The sequence below is a fragment of the Cohnella ginsengisoli genome (assembly GCF_029525555.1).
Taxonomy (GTDB): domain Bacteria; phylum Bacillota; class Bacilli; order Paenibacillales; family Paenibacillaceae; genus Cohnella; species Cohnella ginsengisoli.
Genome location: NZ_JAPDHZ010000003.1, coordinates 327,675 through 350,881 on the forward strand (window position 1 = coordinate 327,675; position 23,207 = coordinate 350,881).

The window sequence follows — 23,207 nt, forward strand, 5'->3', positions numbered from 1 at the left end:
TGCTTCCGATCGATCCCGGCGCCGCACGATTCTAGCTTTGACGCACCGTTTCATCCATGCTGGCATGAGCTTCCATTATCGGTCGTCATTTTTTCTTTTTTTAGCCTTAGTTCGACCGTCGTCGGCGCCCCTTTCAGCTCGAGCCGAATGAACACCAGCTCGCCCAGGATGATCTTGGCCGCCGCGCCTTCCGAGCACCATTTGACTTCGTAACCACTCAGCTCATCCCAATAGGCGAGCCCGAACGGCATCGGCGGCGCATGCCCGATGTGGAAGGTCATGACGATGCGGTCCTCGGTCTTGTCGTACCCGCGCACGAACACTTGCGGCGGCTGCGCGTCGAACGTATCGTGCATGCCGGTCCTGCCCACGTAGCTGCGCAGGCGGCGCGGGACGCATTCGCCGTCAGCGAACGCCAGCTGACATTCCTTGTCGTAGTACAGAAACGTTTTCGGCCAAGGGCCGGACGCGGTCCCTCCCAGCGTGACCGTGTATTCGTTCGGCTGCGGCCGTCCGCCGGCATCCCTCGCGAGCATATACGAGGGCGCCGTCTCGGCGTTCGCCTCGCGATACATCTCCATCGCCCGGGGCACGGTCGTGAGCGTAACGGACCTGTCCGCGACATAGGCGAAAAACAGATCGAGCATGCCCGCGCACGCCTCGACATGATCGGCGGGAAATACGGCGAAGCGCTCGGTAAACTCCATTTCGTGCGCCTCCTGCTGCTGCAGGAAAAACACCTGATCGTTGTGCGCCGTATTTTCAACATAGACGTCGAACAGACGCTTCCAATATGCCACGTCCCCGCCGTCGCAGAGGCCTGCCCGCAGCACGTCGTTCGGATCCGTCGAATAGATGACCGGGCAGCCGGAGTGGAAAGTCGCGTTCAAGTCGCGGGCCGTCCATTCGCAGGCGACGACTCGACCCTTGCCCGGATGGGGCGCTTTGTAGCGGGACGGATCGACGTACCACGAGCCCCACGGAATGCCGTTGTGCGTGATGCCGTCCCACCATACCTGCTCCCAGCAGTAGCCCCACATGCCGCTGAACTCCAGCTCCTCGAGCGCTTCGATCACTTCATTATAAATTTTGCCTCGCGCCGCGACCTTGGTGCGAACCCAGGGGAACGCCTCCCGCACGATACGCCAGTCCGCCTCCAGCCGCCGCTTGAACGCTTCTTTGTCCGCTCCCGTGTCCTCGATAAAGAACGGCGTTTGCAAGATGACATCATCCCCGAACTCGTCATGCCATGCGGCGATCCGTTCCTGCAGCACGGGGACGGACCTGCCGTTAACGATCCAGGTGACCGGGATGCCGTGCTTGTGCGCCAGCTCGGCCGTCCGGTCGATGCCGTCCATGGCGACGCCATGCCCCCATGGCGTATCATAGTGCGCGGCGTAGCTTACAAACGTGTAGATTAGGTTTCGCGTGTTCAATTGAGTGTTCAATTGAGTGTTCAATTGAGTGTTCAATTGAGTGTCCAATTGCGTGTCCAATTGCGTCTTCATTTCCGTTTTCATTTCAGGCTTCATTTCCGGTTTCACATGCGCTTCCCCCCTTGCTTCGAGTGATGTTTTTCCCTCGACGGACGGACAGAGCGCCCCGAGATTCGGGCGCTCTGCCGCTCCATGCCTTTCGCGTCGCTTGACGCAATTTTACTTCTTGTTCTCCGCTCGCCAGGCGTCGATTTGTTTTTGCAGCTCCGCTTGCACCTTCTCGATGCCTGCGCTTTTCAGCTTGGCGTTGCGCTCGTCGAGCAGCTTTTCCGGATTTTTGACGGCCCCGGTGAAGATCGACTGGTACTCGGTGACGACGGCTGTCATTTGCGTGATCTCGTTTTTCACGTTGGCTTCGTCGAAGACGAAGCCCATGAGCGGGAAGCGCTTGGCGTCGTTGTTGAATTTTTCCCAGCTGGTGTACAGATCGTCGGGCTGGCCGGGCTTCAGGTAGTTGAGCAGCTGGTTGCCGACGACCCACGACGTGCCGGGGTTGTAGCCGCTGTCGGCGACCGGCTCGATGCGGTTTTCGCCGACTTTTTTTATAATGCTTGTCTTCGATCCCGTTGACGAACAGATTGATGACGTACGGATCGGTGTGCAGATAGTTCAGCACCATCATCGCGCGTTCCGGATCCTTGGACGTCCGGGAGATCGCGAACATCGAGCCGGCGGCCAGGTCCGTCGTGACGATCGGCTCTTCGACGACATGGGATACGTAATCGTACTTGCTGTCGGTGGCGAGCTTCATCTCGATGTCGGCACCCGGCTTCCAGGTCGCGGCCTGCACCCAGATCTTGCCTTCCTTCTGCAGATCGTTGACGGTCGTCGTGCTCGTTGCCGCGTCTGCGTTAATGTAGCCCTTCTCGTAGTAGCTGCGGAACAAACCGACTTCTTGCTTGTTGATGTCCACGATCTCGGGATCGAGCACCGACTTGACCTTCATCTCGTCGGACGATTTGTAGTCGAGCAAGAACATCGGCGTCTTCGCCGGCGCCGGGCCGATCGGCCGGTAGTTGCCGCGCGTCTCGTACATCATGAAGCCGCCGCCGAAGTTGCCGGAGCCGCCCGCCACGTAGTAAGGGATGATGCCGGGCTCGCCCGCCTTGACCTTCTCAATCCAAGGCTCGAGGTCGGCCATCGTATTGATGCTGTCGATCGGAATCTGGTACTTGTCGACGATGTCCTTCCGGTAGGTGAGCGCCTTGCCCTGCGTAATTTCCTTGTTCGTCGGGATCGCGTACAGCTTGCCTTTAAGGCGCGGCGCCTCGAGATAGAGCGGGTTCAGCCGGTCCTTGATGCCCTGCCCGTACTTCGCCAGCAGGTCGTCCAGCTCGACGAACGCGCCCTTGGAAACGTTGCCAAAGAAGTTCAGCCAAGAAGCCGTGAAGACGAGGTCCATCTTTTCCCCGGTATTCATCATCAGTTCGGTGCGGTTTTTATAGTCGCTCGAGGCGATCGGCTGCAGCTTGACCGTCGCGTTGATCTTTTCCTTAAAAAATTCGTTCAGCTTCGCTTCGACGAGCGCGTCGTCCGCCTGCGGCTTGCCGAAGTAGACGATAGACACTTCATACGGCGCGAGCTCGCTCGGCGCTGCGCTCTCGGACGGAGCTGCGCTTCCGGATGCGGAGGCGCTGGGAGCGGCGGAGCTTGCGGGAGGCGAGGAAGCCTCCTTGTCGTTGCCGTTGCCGCCGGCGCAGGCCTGCAGCATCGTGGCAGTTGCGAAGACGAGCGCCAATGCCGGGATATGCCGCTTTCTCGATTTTTTCATGTTCATTGCGTGTAACCCTCCTGTATTTATTTCAGATTATATAGATCGGCCGGGAATCGGCATAGCGAGCGTGCCTGCGGCCGGGACTACCGGTATGCGGCGAGCGATCGGATCAGCCTTTGACGGCGCCGATCGTAAGCCCTTTGACGAAGTATTTTTGGAAAAAGGGATAGACGAGCAGGATCGGCCCCATGCCGACGACCGCCATTGCCATTTGCAGCGACTCGTTCGGCAGGTCTCGCATCAACTCCGGGTTTTGGGCCGCCAGCTGCACGTTTTCCCGCAAGTACTGGATGTCGTTCAGCACGCGGATCATGAGGAACTGGACCGGGTACTTGTCTTCCTCCCGGATAAACAGCAGCGCGTTGAACCAGTCGTTCCAGAACAGGATCGTGCTGAACAGCGCCATCGTCGCCATGACGGGCAGCGAGAGCGGCAGGACGATGCGGATGAATATCCGCAGTTCCCCGGCGCCGTCGATCCGAGCCGACTCGATGAGCGCAGGATGGATCGTCGTCTGGAAAAAGGTGCGCATGATGATGACGTTAAACGGGACGATGAGCAGCGGCAGCAGAAGCGACAGGTAGTTGTCCAGCAGCCCGAGCCCCTGCGTGAACACGATGTACTTGCTCACGATGCCGCCGCTGAACAGCATCGTGAAGAACAGGAAGAAAGTGAAAAACGGACGCAGCGGATAGTCTTGTCGGGAGATCGGATACGCGTACAGCGCCATCAGCAGCACGCTGAGCAAGGTGCCTGCGGCGGTAATGCCGATGCTGACGCCGTAGGCGCGCAGGATCGTGCCGTAATCTTTGAACAGGCTCTCGTAGGCGATCAGCGACCACTTGGCGGGAAAAAAGCTGTAGCCGCGGCTTAGCAAGGAATCGTTGTGCGTGAACGAGACGATAATGACCAGCACGACGGGCAGCACGCAGGCCAGCGCCAAGGCGATGAAGCCGCCGTTCAGGACGACGTTGGTGAGCGGCGAGATCGAATTCTCGCGGCGGCTCGCAATTCTCAGCATGGCTAAAGTTCACCTCGTTTTTGTACTAGAACAGGGCTTGATCCTTGTCGATCTTGCGCACCGACGCGTTGGTCAGCAGCACGAGCGCGAAGCCGAGCACGGATTGGACGAGCGCCGCCGCGGACGACATGCCGATATCGTTGAGCTCCTTCAGCGCGCGGTAGACGTAGGTGTCGACCGTGTCGGTGACCGGGTAGAGCGGCCCGGCATTCATCGGCACCTGGTAGAACAGGCCGAAGTCGGAGTTGAACACATGGCCCATGTTCAGTATCGTGATGATGATGATGACCGGCCGGATCGTGGGCAGCGTGATGTGGAAAATTTGCCGCCACTTCGACGCGCCGTCGATGACGGCGGCCTCGTAATACTCGGGATCGATGCCCGCGATCGCCGCGATGTAGATGACGGCGCCGATGCCGACGCCTTTCCAGGCGCTGACGATCGTCAGGATATAAGGCCAGTACGCCGTCTCGGAGTACCAGAAGACGTGATCCCTGCCCAGCCATTCGACGATCGTGTGATTAAGGAAACCTTTCTCCGGATTCAAGAACCCGTATACGAGATAGCTCACGACGACCATGGACAAAAAATAAGGCATGATCAGAAAGGTCTGGTAGGTTTTCGCCAGCCAACGGTTGCGGATCTCGTTGATCGCGACGGCGATCGCCACGGACAGCAACAGGTTGACGATCATGAAGACGAGGCTGTACGACACCGTATTGCGGGCGATCCGCCAGATCGAGCCAGACGTGAACAGGAACTCGAAGTTGTCGAAACCGACCCACGGGCTTTTCCAGATGCCGTCGATATAGTTGATGTTCTTGAAGGCGATGAACACGCCGAACATCGGCAGGTAATTGTTCAGGACGAGCACGGCCAAGGCGGGCACGATCATCAAGGTCAGGTACCTGTACTTCCAAAAGAGCTTCCATCTTGCGTGCAACGGGCGCCACATCCTTTCTGTGACTTCAGTATAGAATGGGGGGCCGTGGCGGGCGATGATGTATTCCTGTCAGAGTGTGATGTAAAATGAGGTGCCTATTTCGGCGGAGCAGCAGGAATACAGACTGGAGCTCGGCTGCGAGCTAGAGCCTGTTGTTCCTGGGTGGGACTCGTTTGGCGGGGTTGGGTGGTGACGCGCGCTCGTTGTTCCTGGCTGGGACTTGTTTGGTGGAGTTGGGTGCGAGCGAGCGCCCGTTGTTCCTGGCTGGGACTTGTTTAGCGAGGTTGGGTGCGGACGCACGCTCGTTGTTCCTGGCTGGGACTTGTTTAGCGAGGTTGGGTGCGGACGCACGCTCATTGTTCCTGGATGAGACTTGTTTGGCGGGGTTGGGTGGGGACGCACGCTCGTTGTTCCTAGCTGAGACTTGCTTGGCGGGGTTGGATGCGAGCGAGCGCTCGTTGTTCCTGACTGGGACTTGTTTAGCGAGGTTGGGGGCGGGCGCGCGCTCGTTGTTCCTGGATGAGACTTGCTTGGCGGGGTTGGATGCGAGCGAGCGCTCGTTGTTCGTGGGTGGTTGCTCCGGTAAGGAAGGAAGCTCCACGATGAATAGGTCCGCTGTTGAATTCTTTCCTTTGGCAGATCGTTCAATGGCGTCCTCGACTCCCGCTAATCGTGTCCGGTCCTCGCCGGAATCGTGACGACCGCGCGCAAGCCGCTCCCCGCCGGACGCTCGTAGCTCAGCCCGTACGCTTCGCCGAAGTGCAGCCGCACGCGCTCGTGCACGTTTCGGATGCCGTAGCCTTTTTCATGCTCCTCGCCGCTCAAGATACGGTCCAGCCGCTCCATGTCCACCGGCAAAAACCCGTTGTCCTCCACCTCCAGCCGGATGTCGTCTCCGGCCCTCCTCGCGCGGATGACGATCAGCCCCTCCCCGTCCATGCTGCTCACGCTGTGAAAGATCGCGTTTTCCACGAGCGGCTGAAGAATGACCTTCGGCGTCATGAAGGACAAGAGTCCCTCGTCCACCTCCCAGCACGCCTCGAACGTATCGGGATACCGCTTCATCTGCAGCCGGCAGTACGCCTGCGCATGCTCGAGCTCCTCGCCGATCGGGATCTCCGTCTTCCCTTTGCTGAGGCCGATCCGCAGCAGCTTGGACAAATCTTTGACCATGTCGCCGACGCCGGAATTGCCGCTGTCGAGCGCATACCAGTAGATCGAGTCCAGCGTGTTGTACAGCAAATGGGGCGTAATCTGCGAATGGAGCGCGGCGAGCTCGTTTTCCCGCTGCTGGATCTTGATGACGTAGTTCTCTTCGATGGATCGGTCCAGCCTGTCCGTCATCTTGAGGAAGGCGCCGTAAAGAATGCCGAACTCGTCGCCGCGCAGCAGGTCTTCGTCGGCTTCCAGCCGCTTGCCCGGCTCGTAGATCCGCGTGATCTTCGTGAGGCGGACGAGCGGGCGCACGACGATCCGCAGCAAATACAGGACGAAGGCGAAAACGCACAGCAGGTAAATCGCCGAGGCGGCCATAATGATCCATTGGAAAGCGGTCCGTCTGTCCGCGACGGCGCCCAGCGGGATCTGATAGACGAGCCTGGTCCCGAACGCGGAGCGTCTGGAAAAAGCGTAAAGCAGCTCCTCTCCGCCGTGCTTGGCATAGAAGTAGCCTTCCGTCTCGCCCCGCAGCCGATCGGGCATGCCCCTCATATCGAGCGGCTCGTCTCCCACCTGGATGAGCTGCTCGCCCGAATCGTTGAACAGATAGATGCCGGCATCGTCCGCGAGCCCCACCGAGACGAGATCGCGCTTCATCAGCGCCTCGAGCCTCGAGACGACCAGGAAGCCGAGCGTATCGTCGTACGCCTTGGGATTCAGGACGGCGCGGACGAGACTGACGGTCGGCGCGCCGCCGTCCATCGACAGCGGGAGCAGCGTCGCCCCGCCCTTCTCCTTCAGTGCCCGTGCGGCCCAATCCGGCAGTGCGGCCGTATCCCATGTTATATACCTGAAGCCGCGGGTTTTGTTGGACAGGTCGAACGGCGCGCTTTTCCCTTCCTTGTTCGTCATGTAAAGGGAATACTCCGTGCCGTCCGACGACCACCGTTCCAGGACGGCGTCCGCTTCCCGCATTTGGCCCAGCGTCTCGATGTTGGTCCAGAACCGGTATTGGCCGTCGTCGCTGAAAAAGTGGGTGTCCAGCAGCGTGACGGTCTTGTCGCTGACGGCGGACAGCGTCTTCTCCAGCGTGACGTGGTTCTGCTTGACGAGCCTAAGGGTCGTCAGGCCGACCTCGTCCCGCATCGAATCGGACGCCTTGTAAGCGGAGATCCAGCCGACGACGAGAAAGGGGCAGACGATAAACAGCGCGAAAGCGATCGCGACTTTGTATTTGAGCTTCAGCCGTCGCTCCCCTGCCTTTCCTTGCGGTATTCCGCAGGACTTAGGCCCGCGTACCGCTTGAACATCCTTCCGAAATGCTCCGGCGATTCGTAACCGACGGCATAAGCGATCTCGTAGCGCTTTTTGTCGGACGTCTCGAGCATGCGCTTCGCCTCTTCGATCCGCAATTCCGTGACGAAATCCCACAGATTTTTGCCGGTCTCCCGCTTGAACAGGTAGCTGAGGTAAGCCGTGCTGAAATGGACCTCGCTCGCGATGTCCTGAATCTTGAGCGCCGGATCGCGGAAGCGTTCCCGAATAAAGCCCGTGATGCGCGCGAGAATGGAGCGGTCGCGTTCCTGCGTCAACTGCCCGAGCATCGCCGAAACCTCCAGGATGTACGCGCCGAGCGCCGCAAGCTTGCCTTCTGCATCCGAACCGCGGAAGTACGCGTCCGGGTCGAACCTTTGCAGCGACATCCCGTTCGACCGGCCTTGCTCGAGCAGCAGGCCGTACAGCCTGTACGCCAGCATGCCGAAGTAGCTGTTGAACATCTCCGCTTCGTCCTGCAGCCGGCGGAGCGTCTGCAGCAGCTTCTCGCCGTTTCCGCCCGTCCTATCGCTCCCGGCACCGGCCTTCAGCGTCTGCGAAAAGACGTTCACCTGCGCGATCCAGTCGGCGATGCCGAGATTTTCCCGCGCCTTGCGGTCCTCGAAGTAGAACACGCGCTGTCCGGGATTCATATGCCGCCATTCCGCGGCTGCTTTCGCTTCGTCCATAAGCTTCGGCAGCATGAACACGTCCGCGTGAAGCGAGCTGATCCCTACCGTCGTCTCGACGTTCAGATAGCTTTTGAGATTCATATGGATCATCTGCCCGATCAGGTGGAGCTGCGACTCGATGCCCGCGCCTCGCTCGTGCGCCTTCGGTTCGCCGAACCGGAGAATGGCGACGATCTCGTTGCCGTATCCGCTTAGCGAGAGTCCGCGCCATTCGCCCAGGCACTCGTTCAATATATTGATGGAGGCGTACTTGAGCAGCTTGCGCCCTTGCAGCGCGATCTCTCTGTCGCTGAAGCCGCCGCGGGTCAGATCCGGCCGAATCGAGACGACGCCGAACAGCCCTCCCTCCGACTGATCGCTCAGCAGCGCCACGAGCGCTTCGCCGTCTTTGGCCGGCAGATCGCCTTCCGTCACGAGCGCCGTCAGCAGCTCGCCCATGCCCGGCTGGCCCGATTTGCCGCCAGCGCCGCGCTGCGCCTCGGTCAGCGCCAACGACTGGCGCCCGATCGCCTCGTTCTCGCGCAGCACGCTGCCGACGACCCGCAGCAGATCGTCGCGCTCGACCGGCTTGACGAGATAGTCCCGCGCGCCAAGCCGAAGCGATTTTTTCGCGAAGTCGAACTTCTCGTGCGCCGAGATGACGATGACCGGCAGATGGGGCTGCTCCATATAGATCGTCTCCATCAGCTCGATGCCGCTCATGCGGCTCATCTGAATGTCCGTCAGAACCAGGTCGAACGTCTCCATCCGCAAATAATCGATCGCCTCGAAGCCGTTCAGCGCCGTCTCTACGTGCGCGATGTTCAGCTCCGAGCCGAGCAGGAAGTTTTTAATGCCCGTGCTCACTCTCGGCTCGTCGTCGACGACCAGTATTTTGTGCATGTCCGCTGCCTCCCCGCTGTCCGCGCCGTCTCGCCCGCATCGGACGATACTCCCGTCAGGTCTAGCCTAAGCCAGGACGCGGCGCCTGTCGATGATCTTTTTCTCGAAAGGTGTGACGTAAAATCATGCGCGAATAAATCACAAGCGGGCGAGATTACATCCTCGTGCGCGAAGGGCGCCGTGAGTACGATAGCTGTGTAAGCGATTCCATTAAAGGAATGGAGGCCTCGTTAATGACCAGCTTTAGGCGGAAGAAAGGAAGCAGCAGAAAATCGTTGGCCGGCTTGCTGAGCCTGGCGATTTTGCTCGGCTTGCTCGCGCCGCTAGGCGCCGTTTCGGCAGTCGTCGTGCCGCTGCCAGGTCCCGGCAATCCGCTTTTGTACGACGATTTTAGCGGTGGCGGGCTCTACAAGCAGAATTGGACCAATTGGTACAACCAGAGCGGCGGCACCGGCGCCTTTTCCAAGGTCACGGTCGATTCGCGCCAGGTCGGCAAGTTCGCGCAGACGCCGAGCACCGGCTCCTCCTGGGCGAAGTTCCAGCCGATGAACGAGTCCGTCGACCTGACGGGCTACCGCTACCTGAACGTCACGATGAAAAATCCGGGCTACGCCGACTCGCTCATCCGGGTGGCGGTCAACGACGGGACGGCCAACTACAATCTGACGGGCGGATGGGTATCCGTCCCGACGGATTGGACGACGCGACGATACGATCTCGACACGCTCGCGCCAGCGCTCAAGAAGAAGACGGCCAAGCTGGAGATCTGGCTGCGCCAGTCGGGCGGCGCCTACGGCGAGACGCTGATCGACGAGATCTTCGCATCGACGGACGAGAGCGGCGCCGCGCCGACGCTGACCGGCAGCATGAGCGCCAACTCGGCGACCTATACGCAAAACACCGCATTCACCTTCCGCGCGACGTATACGGACGCCGACAATGAAAAGCCGTTCGCCATGCAGCTCGTCGTCGACGATACCGCCTACGATATGCTCGAGACGGACAGCGGCGATACGACGTATTCGGACGGCAAAGATTATTATTACATCACGAAGCTTCCCGCAGGGACGCACTCGCACTTCTTCCGCGCCGGCGACCTGACCTCGGACGAGGTTCGCACGCCCGTGCAAGCGGCGCCGGTCGTCGCGGCAGCGAGCGAAGCGCTCGACGTCGTCGTCAGCCAGGCCGGCTACAACGCCGGCGGGTTCAAGGACGCCCAGGTCGTGTCGACGAGCCCGCTGACCGACCTGTCGTACCAGGTGAAGAACGGCGGCGGAACCGTGGCGGCCTCCGGCACGATGACTTACAAAGGCTTTTACTGGAATCGGCACGTGTACGCGATCGATTTCTCGAGCGTAGCCGCGGCAGGCAGCGGCTATACGATCGTCACGAACGGCATCGCTTCCTATCCGTTCCCGATCAAAACCAACGTCTGGACCGACTATAAGGACGAGATGACGGCATTCTACCGGCTGCTGCGGGCGAGCGTGTCGACGGAAGACGCGTACCCGGCGGGGTACAGCACCGTCGCGCCTTCCGCCAAGCTCTATCACGAAGCCGGCCATCTGGACGACGCCGCGTCGGCCGACGGCACGACGCACTACGATCTGACGGGCGGCTGGTACGACGCGGGCGATTACGGCAAATACGCAGGCAACCAATGGGTTGCGGCCGAGATCGCGCTCGCCTACGTCCGCCATTCGGACGCCGCCGCCGTCAAGTACGACAACGACGCCAACGGCATTCCCGATCTCGTCGACGAAGCGGTCTTCGGCAGCGAATATTTGATCAAGTGGGCGAACCAATTCGGCGGCGAGCTGTATGACATCAAGAACAACGCCTCCTTCGTGCATCCGGAGAAATCGACGGACAACGTCAGCGGCAACGCCGACGACCGCCGGATCAGCGGGCTCGGCGTCGGCGGCTCGGCCAAGGCGGCAGGCGCGCTGGCGGCGACGGCGCGCGCGATTCAAACGGCGATCGCGCAGGGCGACGTCGATGCCGCGAAGATCGCGGCGCTCGAGGACTTCGCCGACGAATGCCTCGCGGCCGCGATCGTATTCTACGACTATGTCGTCGCGCATCCGGACGGCGTCGTCGGCTCCTATTCGACGCGCGGCGGCATCCCGAATTCGAAGCTGCTCGCGGACGTGGAGCTCTACCTGCTGACCGGCGATGCCGACTATAAGGATGCCGCGTCTGCCAATATCGGTACATTGTCGTTCGCCGACCTGTCGTCCACCAACTATTGGGATATGCGCCCGATGTCGCTGGCGGAGTTCTATCCCGTCGCCGATGCCGCCACGAAGACGCATATCCGGCAGCTGCTGAAGCAGCAGGTCGACTTCTTCCTGTCTTCGGCGGACGATACGCCGTACGGCGTGCTGAACCAGTTCAAAAACTTCGGCGTCAACGAGCCCCATGCCTCCTACCTGGGCGACATGATGCGCTACTACGAGCTGTTCGGCGATCCCGCCGCGCTGCGCGCCGCCGAGAAGGGCCTCTACTGGATCTTCGGCGAAAACCCGTGGAACATCAGCTGGGTGTCCGGCATCGGCGCCGACTTCGTCACCTATCCGCACACGCGATACAACGAAGGGGCGAACGGCAACGCGAACAATCCAGGCATCGTTTTCCCCGGCGCGATGGTGAGCGGACCGAACATGAAGGACACGAAAGATAAGACCAGCGTCAGCCCCTGGTACGAGGACCGTTCGCTTTACGCGGACGATACGAACCAGTGGCGCTACAACGAGTTCAGCATCAGCATCCAGGCGGGACTGCTGTATACGATCATGAGCCTGGGCTCGAATCCGACGGCCAGCTCTGCCGGCGCCGCGGCGCCGGCGCAGCTGCCGACGCTCTCGCCCGTCATCGGCGATTACGTGCGCGGCAACGTCACCGTGCTCGCGGGTCCCGCGACCGGTTTAAACGACGTGTCCTACTCGACGTCCGGCCAAAGCGGCCCTTACGTCCCGATGTCCGTATCCGGCGCCGTTTACGCCGCATCGATCGACGAGAGCGCATCGGCGCCCTACGCGAACAAGCGGGTCGACGTTAGAGGCAAGGACGCCGCCGGCAATTACACGTACAGCTCGACGCACTACACGGTCGCGGCGCCGCTGCCCGACCCTTCGCATCCGCTTCTGTACGACGACTTCGGCGGCGGGGGGCCTGTGGGGCTCGACCGGCGGCAACAACGAATGGGTGAACTGGTATACGCAGAACGGCGGCACGGCGACCTTCGCCAAGACGAACGCAGACGGCCGTACGGTCGGGCTGTTCACGCAGATGCCGACGGCGACCAATTCGTACGCCAAGTTTCAGCCGTGGCACGACTTTGTCGACCTGTCCGGTTATCGCTACTTGAACTTCGCCGTGAAAAATCCAGGCTATTCTAACCTGCGCATGAAAATCGAGCTGTCGGACGGCACGCGCACCTATAACCTGACGGGCGGCTGGGCGGCGGTGCCGACGTCTTGGACCGACCTGCAGATCAATCTCGACGCGCTGTCTCCCGCCGTGAACAAGAAAAAGACGACGATAGCGATCTGGCTGAACCAGGCGGCCGTCGGCTACGGCGAGCTGCTCGTGGACGAGATCAAAGCGACCAACGTCGCGAGCGGCTCCGCGCCGACGCTGACCGCGGGCGGCGTAGACCATGCAACGGGAGACGCGGATACGAACTATACGTTCAGCGTTTCGTACACGGACGCCGACAACGAGAAGCCCTTTGCGATCGAGCTCGTCCTGGACGGCGTCGTGCACGCGATGACGGCGTCCGATGCCGGCGATACGACGTATACGGACGGCAAGGCGTACGCGTATACGACCAAACTGCCGCTAGGCGTTCATTCGTACTATTTTCATACGACGGATACGACGAGAGACGCGGTGAGCAGCGTGCTTCAGACGGGTCCCGCCGTGAGCGGGACGCTGCTGGCCGACGACTTCGAGGACGGCAACGCGGACGGCTGGACGCCGACGAGCGGCACTTGGACTGTGCTATCCGGCAAGTACGCCGGCCAGGCGGGCAGCGGCAACAGCTTCTCCATGGCGGGCGATGCCGCCTGGACCGACTATACCCTCCAGGCGGCCGTCAGCGTCACGAATAATTCGGGCGGCAACAAGGATGCGGGGCTTCTGTTCCGCTACGCGGACAGTAACAATTACTGCGTGCTGTACTTGAAAAACAACGACCGCACCGGGCGGAAGCTGGAGCTCGTCAAGTCGATCGGCGGCGTAAAAACGACGTTGGGGTATGCGAATCCCAGCGTCGCCGCGGATACGTTCTACGCGTACAAGATCGTGGCGAGCGGCGCGAACATCTCGGTCTATCAGAACGGCGTCCTCCAGTTCGCCGTCACGGACAGCTCGCTCGCCTCCGGCCGAATCGGAGCACGCGTGTACGCCAACACCAAAGCCTTTTTTGATAACGTTTCTGTCACGCGATAATGGGTATGGAGCCGGCAGCTGGCCGGCTCCTTTTCTATGGCTCGCGGGACCGCAGCCAAACGCTTCCCCGAATCGCTCAACCACCCGGCCCATGCTCCGACGGACGCAAAATTGCGCCGACGCGTCCGGGCGTCTTTTCTCTGACCGCCTGCACGCCGTCCGTATTGGCGACGATCTCGGCCCCGGGATCGGCCGCATAGGCGCCGACCTGCGCGCTTTATCGGATATGTACGTCGTGCAATATTCCGGAAAATCCAGATAAGGATCAATCTTTCCATAAAAACGGGAAGAAGCGGGTGCACGCCGCTTCCTCCGTTATGCTTCGCTATTGAAACAACATGTGCGACTGAACGGTAACCTGCTGCGTCGTTCGGCATTGGCGAATGACCGCCTTACCACCAACCGCCTAGACCGCCGCCCCAGACTCCCCAGCTGCCGTATGCGAAAGGGGCCGTGCCAATGGCGAGCAGATCGAACAAAACGAGCGGGATGATGGCTTTGGTCTGAACTTGTTTGCCTTTTCCCCGTTCGAGAATAAGCGAATTGCCTTTGATCGCGACCAGCTTGCCGTAAACGACTGAGCGGTCCTTGCGAACGGCATAGATATGGCGTCCGACGAGCTTTTGAGCTTGCGATTTAGTCACGCGTGCCATGCGAACTCCTCCCTTCACCGTTTGTCCGTTCAGTATATGACGGCGGACTTGGTTAGGGGTGTACGCTTGTACGCGGCGAAGCGCGGAGTTGCGCGGGAAGCTTGACGAGCGAGGAACGCGACGAACGCAAAAAAGACGCCGCTCCGGCGAAAGGAGCGGCGTCTCGAACGCGAATGATTACGCGTTGATTTTTTCTTTGGCGGTGCCTGCCAGCGAGTTGAACGCAGTGATGTCGTTCACGGCCAGGTCGGCGAGGATCTTGCGGTTCACTTCGATGCCGGCCAGCTTCAGGCCGTACATCAGCTTGCTGTAGGACAGGCCGTTCTGGCGAGCGGCAGCGTTGATCCGCACGATCCACAGCTTGCGGAAGTTGCGCTTGGTTTGGCGACGGTCGCGGTATGCGTACGTCAGGGACTTCAGAACTTGCTCGTTGGCTTTCTTGAAGAGGCGGTGCTTGGCGCCCCAGTAACCTTTAGCCAGCTTCAGGACTCTATTGCGACGGCGGCGCGTTACGAACCCGCCTTTGACTCTTGCCATTTGAGATTACCTCCCGGTGAATGTGTAAGTCCGCTGCGCGGCGCAGCGAATCGGATCGATTACTTCAGGTTAGCCAGTTGTTGCTTCATGCGGCGAACGTCGCCGTCGGCAAGCAGCGGCTGCGTGCCCAGAACGCGCTTTTGGCGGCCGGACTTGTGGGACAGCAAGTGGTTCTTGTAAGCCTTGAAACGCTTGACCTTGCCGGTACCGGTGATCTTGAAGCGGTCCTTCAGGCTGCTGTGGGTTTTCATCTTAGGCATCTGTATTTCCTCCTGTCGTCAGTGGGTGGCCTTGGGGGCCAGAATCATAATCATGCTGCGGCCTTCAAGCTTCGGCACGCGTTCGATGACGCACAGGTCTTCGCCCGTGGCCTCGGCGGCGACGCGCTCGAGAATTTTCTGGCCGATGTTGGCGTGGGCAATCTCACGACCGCGGAACCGCACGGAGCACTTGACCTTGTCGCCTTCTTTAAGAAACTTGATCACGTTGCGCATCTTGGTCTGATAATCATGCTCGTCGATGTTCGCACGGAACCAGACTTCCTTCAGATCGACGATCTTCTGATTCTTCCGGGCTTCCTTCTCTTTCTTCTGCTGCTCGTAACGAAATTTGCCGTAGTCCATAATGCGACATACGGGCGGCTTCGCTTGCGGAGCTACATTGACCAGATCGAGATTGGCGTCGATCGCCATCTGCATCGCTTCCCTGAACGGCTTGATGCCGATCTGTTCGCCTTCAGCGCCTACCAGACGGACTTCCTTCGCCCGGATTTCCTCATTGATTTGATGATCCTTGCTAATAACGTTCCACCTCCATTAATGGAAAAAGGTCGTCGTTGCAACCTGGGCAACCAATAGGTCAAGAAGAACATAAAAAATGCGGGCCTCTTCGCCCGCATTCCGCTCGCTAACGTTGGATGGCCGCCGGCTGCGAGCAAGCTCGCATGGTCGGACCGGATACGTAGGCTACGCTGACCAGCCGGCGTCAGCCGAACAGGTGAGAAGCGGGGGGCTTCTTCTTGATAGCACTGTTATCTAAACAGTTACCGAATTACTATAGCATGCCCTGCAGGGCATGTCAAACGAATCTGACCCAGACAGGACGGACGGCGCCTTCGCGTCACGAGGGCGATTCGGGCGCCGCGCCGGCAAGCTACATTTGCTTGCCTTGCACTTCCTCCAAGCGAAGCACGCGCGTGTGCTCCGTATGGCTCCACTGCTTGTTGTTCTGGGTGAAGAACGCCCAGAACGTCACCGGCCACCAAGAGAAGAAGAAGATCGGGAACGTGATCAGCCTGAAGTACAGCTTCCAGCTGACTTTTTCGAGCAGCATCGACAGCGGCAGCTGCGCGTAGATGTACAGCGAGATCGGCACCGCGATCCAGGCCGGCGCGACCGAGTAGATCGAATCGAAATGCGGCGAACCCGGCAGCAGCAAATCGAACCAGAGCGTGAACGTCAGCAAGAAGCCCATCAAAAAGTTGTACGCGTTAAAAATATAAATGGCGGCGTCGATTTTCACCCAGCTCCGCTCGCGGATGCCCTGCCACAGCGTGGGCAGCATATAGCGGCGCGTGATGTCGAAGTGCCCCTGCATCCAGCGCAGGCGCTGGCGCGAGGACGCGCGGAACGTGATCGGCTTCTCGTCGTAGACGCGGGCGTCGAAGTTGAACTTCGGCTTGATGCCGCGCTGGATGCAGCGCACGGTGAACTCCAGATCCTCGACGAGGCTCGTCGCGCCCCAACCCATTTCCTTGAGCAGCTTGGTCTCGAACGTCATGCCCGTGCCGCCGAGGAAGTTCGACAGGCCGAGATTGTAACGCGGCAGCTGCCAGAGGCGGTTGCAGAACCAATAGTTGATGCCGTTGGCCGCACTGACCCAGCTGTCATGCGGGTTTTTCGTGTCCAGGTAGCCCTGGATGACGCGGTGCCCGTTGCACAGATCCTCGTTCATGTACTGCAGGAAATCGGTGGCGACCAGGTTGTCGGCGTCGAACATGACGATGGCGTCGTACTGGCGGGGCCGCTTCCACAGCTCCTTCAGCATCCATTCGATCGCGAAGCCCTTGCCCCGCTGCGCGGGATTGTTGCGTTCGCAGGCGAAGACGCCTTCGTAGCCGCGTACGATCCTGGCCGTGCCGTCCGTGCAGTTGTCGCAGATGACAAAAATGTCGAACAGTTCCCGCGGGTATTTCATTTTCAGCAAATTCTCGATTAGGGCGCCGACGACGGCTTCTTCGTTGTGAGCGGCCACAAGAAGGGCGAACGACTTGGTCGGCTTGTGCGTGATCGTCTCCTTCTTGCGGTACCAGCCGAAGAAGGACAAGATCACTTGGTAGGCTCCGATCAGGAAAAAGAACACCTGAACGCCGAGCAGCAGGTTGTTTAACATATGCGGTATTACCCCCCTGGACCCCTATTTTTCATGATTTCTCTGTTTGTGCAATCAAGCTCGTAGAGTCCGAGAGCATACGCTTGATTGTCTTACCTTCGGTTCGCTTTGTCAAAACCGTCAGACTGCCGTATCCGGCGCTATCGGACCGGATAGGCGGATTAAACCGCAATCAATGTTCCCATGTGCCCGAATGCTTCCTCATATCCTCTCCTTGCGCCCGGTTGCTCCGTTTCAGCGACTGCAGTCTCAATCGGTTCCCGTTTCGACGGCAACCGCGGCATACGGGCTTAGTTGCCATTTCCCGCTGCTTTCCGCTGCGCGCAAATATCTCCATAGAAGTGTACCCATACGTCCGGTCATGTTAAACGGCCCGATCTCGCATGGGAACGAAGCGGTGCTTCGGCGGTCTCGGCATCCCTCCTCCCGTTCTGCATTTCGCCGATACGGCAGTCCAAAGACGGATTTTCTGAAGACCATGGATATTTGTCCCTTTTATAAGACGGGAACCGAGGCGCGCGGGTTTCCGGTTAATCGGTACTATTTTTGTAACCAGGTCCGTTGGAAATGATGTCCAAACTCGAATATAATGTCGATAGAAGATGTCTGAAGTCCTAGTTTCATTGTCATAAGGAGGGGGAAAAACATGCGTTTTGTAAGTTCGTGGCGGAAATCGATCCGCTTTAAGTTGATTCCTTTATTTTTGCTGACGCTGATCGTTCCCGTATCCGCGCTTGGCCTCGTCAGTTACCGGATCTACGACGACGAATCGGGCCGGATCATCGAGAAGAACCTGCAAAACCTCGTCAACATGGCCGCGAGCATCACGGAAGGCTTCGAGACCGAGGCCGCAAGCGGCCGCATGGAGGCCGCCGAAGCCCAAGAATACGTGAAGGAGCAGTTGATCGGCGTCAAGACGGGAGAGGCGCGAGAAATAACGAAGTCCTTCGATCTGGGCGAGAACGGCTACTTTTTTATTTTAAATGAACAAGGCGACCTGCTCGGCCATCCGCTGCTCGAAGGCCAGAACATTATCGACAAGAAAACGAGTTCAGGCTTCTATTACATAAAAGACATGATCGCGAAAAGCATGCAGGGAGGCGGCTTCACCCTGTACGACTGGCCGCTGCCGAACTCGGACAAGGAAGCCCAGAAAATCACGTATGCCCTGCAGGTGCCCGGCGAATGGGGCTGGATCATCGCGGCAGGCTCCTATATGAAAGATTACAATTCAGGGGAAGGCCATATTCTGAACGCCATCTGGATCACGGTCGCCGTCTGCTGGCTCGTCTTCGCGCCGTTCCTCTTCCTGCTGATTCGCTCGATCGTCACTCCGATCAAGCGAATCACGAGCGAAGCCGCCCGCATGGCCTCCGGCGATTTGAGCAGGCTCGACCTCGCCGTCCGCAACCGCGACGAGATCGGCGAGCTGGCACGCTCGTTTATCCGCATGCACGACAATCTTCGGGACATCGTCAGCGCGCTTCTGGCGAACGCCGACCGACTGAACGCGGCATCGAACAACATGAGCCTCGCCGTCTCCGAGACGACCTTGGCCGGCAAGCAGGTGGCGCGGGCGGCCCAGGAGATCGCCTCGGGCAACGAGACGCAGGCGCGGGCGGCCGCGGAAAGCTCGCAGTCGATGGAGGAAATGACGCAAGGCATCCAGCGCATCGCGGACACGTCGTCCGACGCGTTCGATTCGTCGGAGACGACCCTGTTCGAAGCCGTCGAAGGCAACCGGCTGCTGCAGACGACCGACGCCAAGATGGGCGCGATCAGCGACACGACCGGGCAACTGTCCGGCATTCTGGACCGGCTGACGGAGCGCGCCTCGCAGATCGGCGGCGTCGCCGAGGCTATCGCGGAGCTCGCCAGCCAGACGAACCTGCTCGCGCTCAACGCTTCGATCGAAGCCGCCCGCGCAGGCGAAGAAGGCAAAGGCTTCGCCGTCGTCGCCGCGGAAGTCAAAAAGCTGGCGCAGCGCTCCACCGACTCCGCTGCGGAGGTCGCCGAACTCATTCGGACCGTGCAAACGGACGTGTCCGCGGCGGGGGCATCGATGGCGCTGAACCAGCGGGCGGTCGAAGCGGGCGTTCAGGCGCTCGCGCTGACCGGCGAATCGTTCGCCGCGATCGTCACGGCCACGCAGAGCGTGGCGAAGCAGATCCAGGAGTCGTCCTCCTCCGCGCAGCAGATGGCGGCGAGCTCCGAGGAGATGGCCGCGTCGATGCAGGAGATGGACCGCGTCTCGGGTCACGCCAACGAGCTCGCGCAGATGATCTCCGCGGCCACCGAAGAGCAGTTGGCGGAGATGGAGGCGCTAAGCGCGTCCGCCGAATCGCTGCGAGCCTTGGCGTCGGACCTGCAGCTGATGGCACACAAGTTCAAGCTGTAAATGTGCCGAGGCGGGAGCTCCGGGAGACGAGATCGACCTACTGGCTGGCGTCGTTTTCAGCAAAAAGGGATGTCACCGCGGTCCGTAAGGACCAACGGAGACATCCCTTTTGCGTCGTCGGTTGTTTCATCCGCCTGCTATCCGTCCGACTCCTGCTCTTCGTCCGCGTCTCCGGCGACGGCCAGCCCGGATTTGCGTCGCGCCAGTGCCTCTTCGGCGCGGCGCTCTTGATCCGCGTGCTCGGCGTCCAGCCGATCACGGTGCTCGGCGAGCGCGCGCGCGCCGATGACGGCCTCGAGCCTGTAGATCGGTTGCCCGAGGCCAACGAACTTCGTCTCGTACTCCGTCATGACGAGGTCCTCGCGCAGCTCTTCCCGATGCAGGTGAAGCGAGACGTTGCGCAGCTGGAGCCCCGTATCCGCGAAGCTGTTCAGCGAAAACTCGAACAGGCTGAGCGAGTCGGTCTTGAAATGAATCTCGCCGACGTCCGACAGCAGCCGCTTGTACCTCATCAGGAACAGCGGGTGCGTGAGCCGGCGCTTGCCGTGCTTGCTCTTGGGCCACGGATCGCTGAAGTTCAGATAGATCCGCGTCAGCTCCCCCCGGCTCGAACATATCTTCAAGAAACTCCGCGTTACCGCGGACCAGCGCCAGATTGGGTACGCGCTCCTCGCCCTTTTCCCGCCAGACCGCGCGCGCCTTCTCGCTGCCGCGCTGCAGCAGCTCGTCGAACATATCCATCCCGATATAGTTGATTTCCGGATTCCTCGCGCTCATCTGGGTAATGAACCGGCCTTTGCCCATGCCGATCTCGATCATGATCGGACGGTCGTTGCCGAAAAATTCGTGCCAGCGCCCTTTCAGCTTCTGCGGCTCCAGCACCACCAGATCGGCCTGTGCCTCAAGCCCTTGCTTAAATTTCCTGCCGCGCAATCGCATGTAGATCCTCCCGTATCGCCGATAATAAAACCGTGCCGCATCCATTGTGCAGGCTTCCGTGTTCTTTGTAAAGCGGCACGCGCTTTATCGGGCAGCGTCCGCAAGTTCCTGCCTGATTTTATTCGCGTTATCCTCATGATACTTGCGCTGATTCAGCGGAAACGGCGCATCGGCGATCAGACGGGCCGCGCCTTCCTCGTCTCCGGCCTGGATCAGCCGGCGCAGCTCCCGAATATAGCGCAGATCCGCGTCCCGGCGCGCCCGCATATGAGCGGGATCGCTCGACGTCGAGCCGTGCCCCGGCACGAAAAGCTTGATATCGTGGCGCTCTGCGATCGCGTCGAATTTGAGAAGCGTCTCCTCGTAGTCGGCGCTGCCGTGGAAAATAAAAGGGAACTCCGCATCCGACAAATAATCGCCCGCTATCAAAATGCCGTACGGCTCGACGACCGTCATCATGCCGTCCGCGTTGTGTCCGGGCGCTTGGTAGCAGACGAGCCTCGCGTCGCCGAGCGCAAGCGCCGTGCCGTCGCCGTCCATCGGGTGGTCCACGTTCGGGAAGGCGATTTCGTAATTTCTTTTCAAATAATACTTGTCGTCGAATTCCCGGATCTGTTGCAGGTTCCGCTCGCGCTCCGCCGCCGGACTGCGGGCGAAGCTGCCGCTCGCGACGACGATGGCGTCAGGGAACGCCCGCCAGCCGATAATATGGTCGAAGTCCGAATGCGTGAACAGCAGCGCGACCTGACGATCTCCACGCACGCGTTCCACGTAAGCGCGGATTTCCTCGACCTCCCGGGGAAGCCAGCAAGGATCCGCAACAAGGACATGCGTGTCCGTCACGACGACGGTCGAGGTGGTCCTGTACAGATCGCTCTCGAATACTTTTACCGCTCCGTCCTCTATCCTCAGCATTCATCGTCCTCCTTAAACCTTCCTGATCCAGTATAAGTCAAGCGCGGTTGCTGAGGAAGAACAAGGTTGCGGTCGCATGAGCCGAAGCCCGTAAACGTAAATAAGACCGCCTTCCCCAAGCCGGGGACAGGCGGTCTATAAAAGTCTGCGTCGGATTAGTTCAGCGGACGGTTCTCTTCGATATGGTAATGGACTTCGATCGCTTCCTGCAGCTTCTTCTTCGCGGAGGCGCCGACATTGTGGTTGTTGTTGAACTTGACGCCTGCCAGCGCCATTATTTCTTTGACCGTGAGCTCTACCTTCATCGTATCGTCGCCTTGCGGAATACGTACGGACGTGTTCATGAACTTCACTCGCTTTCTGAAAAATAAGATGGGTCAAACCTAGCTTATCCGCACATTTGCGACTGTATCCGACAGACGTCTAATTGGTGTTGATGTCAGATTCATTTGTTGATCTGACGCACTTTTAATATAACACGATGATGTTAGGTTTAGCAAGAAGGCGAGCGCCTTAAAACCACCTGTTTCCGAGAAAACTTCTTTATCGAAAATCGGGACCGCTGTAAAATGAATCGATGAAAATGGTATGCCGGGGCATTTTCAGCTACAATAGAAGAAGCCTAAGCAATCCGACTAAAGATTAGCGCACAAGGAGCGGCGAACGAACATGCCGATCATCGAAAATACAGCAGGCGCTTCCATTCCGCCTACGGAGTGGAGCGGCAAACGATTCCATACGTGGAATCATGAGATGAGGCGCCAGTTCGGCACGAAGGTGTTCAAGGTCATGCTGGACGCGGGCTTCACCTGCCCGAACCGCGACGGCTCGATCGCGGCCGGCGGCTGCACGTTCTGCAGCGCGCGCGGCTCGGGCGACTTCGCGGGCAGCCGCAGGCAGGATCTCGTCACCCAATTCAATACGATCCGGGACCGCCAGCATCTCAAGTGGCCCGAAGCCAAATACATCGGGTACTTCCAGGCCTATACGAATACGTACGCCCCGCTGGCTACGCTGAAGGAATACTACGAGGTCATTCTGGAGCAGCCGGGACTGGTCGGCCTCTCCATCGCCACCCGCCCCGACTGCCTTCCCGACGACGTCGTCGACTATCTGGCGGAACTGAACGAGCGGACGTACCTCTGGGTCGAGATGGGCTTGCAGACGGTGCACGAGAGCACGTCGAATCTCATCAATCGCGCGCACGATACGGCATGTTATCTGGACGCCGTCGAGCGCCTTCGGGCGCGAGGCATCCGAGTGTGCACGCATATCATCTACGGCCTTCCCGGCGAGGACGAGGCGATGATGATGGAGACGCTCCGGCAGACGGCTGCAATGGACGTGCAGGGCATCAAGATCCACCTCCTCCATCTCATGCGCAAGACGCCGATGGTACGGCAGTGGCGCGACGGCCTGCTTCGCTTCCTTGAAATGGACGAGTACGTGAAGCTGATCGTCGACTCGCTGGAACTGCTCCCGCCGGAGATGATCGTCCACCGGCTGACCGGAGACGCGCCGCGCGATCTCTTGATCGGGCCGATGTGGAGCCTGAACAAATGGGAAGTGCTGAACGCCATCGACGCGGAGCTGGTGCGGCGCGGCAGCTGGCAGGGTAAGCACTGGAAGGGACGCTGAC

Annotated in this window: 17 protein-coding genes and 2 pseudogenes; 4 read left to right on the forward strand and 15 right to left on the reverse strand. The window is 59.8% G+C overall.

The window, feature by feature from the left end; all coding sequences use genetic code 11:
- Positions 1-50: 50 nt before the first annotated feature.
- From OMP38_RS12575 to OMP38_RS12600, 7 genes and pseudogenes are all read right to left on the reverse strand, one after another.
- Positions 51-1,544, reverse strand: coding sequence for a hypothetical protein (locus OMP38_RS12575; RefSeq protein ID WP_277565479.1), 1,494 nt, complete (start codon positions 1,542-1,544; stop codon positions 51-53).
- 111 nt (positions 1,545-1,655) lie between these two features.
- Positions 1,656-1,871, reverse strand: a complete 216-nt coding sequence (locus OMP38_RS35825; RefSeq protein ID WP_420869691.1) for a DUF3502 domain-containing protein — start codon at positions 1,869-1,871, stop codon at positions 1,656-1,658.
- 232 nt (positions 1,872-2,103) lie between these two features.
- Positions 2,104-3,273 (reverse strand): annotated as a pseudogene (locus OMP38_RS12580) (ABC transporter substrate-binding protein); the annotation flags it as partial.
- A gap of 106 nt (positions 3,274-3,379) precedes the next feature.
- Entirely contained in the window at positions 3,380-4,291 is a 912-nt protein-coding gene (locus OMP38_RS12585) for a carbohydrate ABC transporter permease (protein WP_277565481.1), read from the reverse strand.
- Positions 4,292-4,316: 25 nt separating this feature from the next.
- Entirely contained in the window at positions 4,317-5,234 is a 918-nt protein-coding gene (locus OMP38_RS12590; RefSeq protein WP_338130504.1) for an ABC transporter permease, read from the reverse strand.
- A 666-nt stretch (positions 5,235-5,900) separates the two neighbouring features.
- Positions 5,901-7,538, reverse strand: coding sequence for a sensor histidine kinase (locus OMP38_RS12595; RefSeq protein ID WP_277565483.1), 1,638 nt, complete (start codon positions 7,536-7,538; stop codon positions 5,901-5,903).
- A 95-nt stretch (positions 7,539-7,633) separates the two neighbouring features.
- Entirely contained in the window at positions 7,634-9,280 is a 1,647-nt protein-coding gene (locus OMP38_RS12600; protein WP_277565484.1) for a response regulator, read from the reverse strand.
- Between the two features lie 233 nt (positions 9,281-9,513).
- On the opposite strand from OMP38_RS12600, the gene OMP38_RS12605 reads away from it, so the two are divergent.
- Together OMP38_RS12605 and OMP38_RS12610 are read left to right on the forward strand one after the other, a co-directional pair.
- Positions 9,514-12,681 carry a glycoside hydrolase family 9 protein gene (locus tag OMP38_RS12605; protein ID WP_277565485.1) on the forward strand — a complete coding sequence of 1,056 codons (3,168 nt, stop codon included), beginning with the start codon at positions 9,514-9,516 and terminating at the stop codon, positions 12,679-12,681.
- Positions 12,682-13,051: 370 nt separating this feature from the next.
- Positions 13,052-13,735, forward strand: coding sequence for a 3-keto-alpha-glucoside-1,2-lyase-like domain-containing protein (locus OMP38_RS12610; RefSeq protein WP_277566799.1), 684 nt, complete (start codon positions 13,052-13,054; stop codon positions 13,733-13,735).
- 392 nt (positions 13,736-14,127) lie between these two features.
- Here OMP38_RS12610 and OMP38_RS12615 read toward each other — a convergent pair whose 3' ends face one another.
- From OMP38_RS12615 to OMP38_RS12635, 5 genes are all read right to left on the reverse strand, one after another.
- Complete coding sequence (locus OMP38_RS12615) at positions 14,128-14,388, reverse strand: hypothetical protein (RefSeq protein ID WP_277565486.1); 261 nt, start codon at positions 14,386-14,388, stop codon at positions 14,128-14,130.
- Between the two features lie 177 nt (positions 14,389-14,565).
- On the reverse strand, positions 14,566-14,925 hold the full coding sequence (gene rplT, locus OMP38_RS12620) for a 50S ribosomal protein L20 (RefSeq protein ID WP_090114071.1): 360 nt from the start codon (positions 14,923-14,925) through the stop codon (positions 14,566-14,568).
- 59 nt (positions 14,926-14,984) lie between these two features.
- A complete protein-coding gene (gene rpmI / locus OMP38_RS12625; RefSeq protein ID WP_090114073.1) occupies positions 14,985-15,185 on the reverse strand; it encodes a 50S ribosomal protein L35 in 201 nt (66 codons plus the stop codon).
- Positions 15,186-15,203: 18 nt separating this feature from the next.
- Positions 15,204-15,707, reverse strand: a complete 504-nt coding sequence (gene infC / locus OMP38_RS12630) for a translation initiation factor IF-3 (RefSeq protein ID WP_277566800.1) — start codon at positions 15,705-15,707, stop codon at positions 15,204-15,206.
- Between the two features lie 370 nt (positions 15,708-16,077).
- A complete protein-coding gene (locus OMP38_RS12635; protein WP_277565487.1) occupies positions 16,078-17,316 on the reverse strand; it encodes a glycosyltransferase family 2 protein in 1,239 nt (412 codons plus the stop codon).
- Between the two features lie 646 nt (positions 17,317-17,962).
- Between OMP38_RS12635 and OMP38_RS12640 the strand changes: the two genes are divergently transcribed.
- A complete protein-coding gene (locus tag OMP38_RS12640) occupies positions 17,963-19,714 on the forward strand; it encodes a methyl-accepting chemotaxis protein (RefSeq protein ID WP_277565488.1) in 1,752 nt (583 codons plus the stop codon).
- A gap of 137 nt (positions 19,715-19,851) precedes the next feature.
- Here OMP38_RS12640 and trmB read toward each other — a convergent pair.
- From trmB to OMP38_RS12655, 3 genes and pseudogenes are all read right to left on the reverse strand, one after another.
- Positions 19,852-20,653 (reverse strand): annotated as a pseudogene (gene trmB / locus OMP38_RS12645) (tRNA (guanosine(46)-N7)-methyltransferase TrmB).
- Positions 20,654-20,737: 84 nt separating this feature from the next.
- Positions 20,738-21,568, reverse strand: coding sequence for an MBL fold metallo-hydrolase (locus OMP38_RS12650; protein WP_277565489.1), 831 nt, complete (start codon positions 21,566-21,568; stop codon positions 20,738-20,740).
- A gap of 155 nt (positions 21,569-21,723) precedes the next feature.
- A complete protein-coding gene (locus OMP38_RS12655; protein WP_277565490.1) occupies positions 21,724-21,912 on the reverse strand; it encodes a hypothetical protein in 189 nt (62 codons plus the stop codon).
- A 325-nt stretch (positions 21,913-22,237) separates the two neighbouring features.
- Here OMP38_RS12655 and mnmL point away from each other — a divergent pair, with 325 nt between their 5' ends.
- Positions 22,238-23,206, forward strand: a complete 969-nt coding sequence (gene mnmL, locus OMP38_RS12660; RefSeq protein ID WP_277565491.1) for a tRNA modification radical SAM protein MnmL/YtqA — start codon at positions 22,238-22,240, stop codon at positions 23,204-23,206.
- Position 23,207 lies beyond the last annotated feature (1 nt).